At 67.8% G+C, this 1,135-nt stretch carries 1 protein-coding gene; it reads right to left on the reverse strand.

Going from position 1 to position 1,135, the window contains the following annotated elements; translation table 11 throughout:
- On the reverse strand, positions 1-1,088 hold a 1,088-nt coding region (locus AW271_RS00010; protein ID WP_062330062.1), incomplete at its 3' end, for an IS630 family transposase.
- Positions 1,089-1,135 lie beyond the last annotated feature (47 nt).

A 1,135-nucleotide genomic window follows, 5' to 3' on the forward strand; every position in this document is an offset into this window, starting at 1 on the left:
TGTCGTGAGTCGTTGATTCGCTTGCAGTAGCGTGCGATGGATTCGAGGATCTGGTCGGCGGTCTTGGTCCACACGTAGGGCCGTGGGTCGTTGTTCCAGGTCTCGATCCAGTCGAGGATGTCCTGGTTGAGTTCACGGACGCTGCGGTGGGTGCCGCGTTGCAGCTTCTTGGTGGTCAGCTCCCCGAACCAGCGTTCGACCAGGTTGAGCCAGGACGAGCTGGTCGGGGTGAAGTGCAGGACGAAGCGGGGATGGGCCGCCAGCCAGCGCCGGACGGCCGGGGTTTTGTGTGTGGAGGCGTTGTCGAGCACCACGTGCACGTCCAGGTCGGCCGGCACCTGGCGGTCCAGGGTGGCCAGGAACTTCTTGAACTCGATCGCGCGGTGCCGGTTGTGCAGGCTGCCGATGACCTTGCCGGTGGCCAGGTCCAGCGCGGCGAACAGGCTGGAGGTGCCGGCGCGGACGTAGTCGTGGCTGGCCCGCTGCGGGGTGCCGGGCAGCATCGGCAGCACGGGGGCGGTGCGGTCCAGGGCCTGGATCTGCGATTTCTCATCCACGCACAGCACGACCGCGCGTTCGGGCGGGTCGAGGTATAAGCCGACCACGTCGCGGACCTTGTCGATGAACTGCGGATCCTTGGACAGCTTCCAGGCCTCGCGCCGGTGGGGCTGGAGCCCGAAAGCCCGCCAGATCCGGGACACGGCGGTCTGCGACAAGCCCACCTGAGCGGCCAGGGACCGGGTCGACCAGTGGGTGGCGTCCTTGGGGGCGGACTCCAGGGTCGTGGTGATCACCTTCTCCACCTCGGCGTCGGTGATCGTCCGGGGGCGGCCGGGCCGGGGTTCGTCCATCAGCCCCTCGAGCCGGTCGGCGGCGAAGCGGTTACGCCACTTGGTGACCGTGGCGCGGGAGATCCCGAGGCCCTCGGCGATCGACCCGTTGGTGGCCCCGGACGCGTCCGCGCAGGCCAGGACCACTCGTGATCGCAACGCGATGGCCTGAGCACTGGAAGGGCGCCGGGACCAGGCGAGTAACTGCTCCCGTTCGTCGTCAGTGAGCACGACCGGCACTGCTGTCGGCAACGGCATGAGACCCTCGCTGCCCACTGACAACGCATTAACGCCTCAGGACACTA

The organism is Herbidospora sakaeratensis, assembly GCF_001570525.1.
In the GTDB taxonomy this organism is placed as follows: Bacteria; Actinomycetota; Actinomycetes; order Streptosporangiales; family Streptosporangiaceae; genus Herbidospora; species Herbidospora sakaeratensis.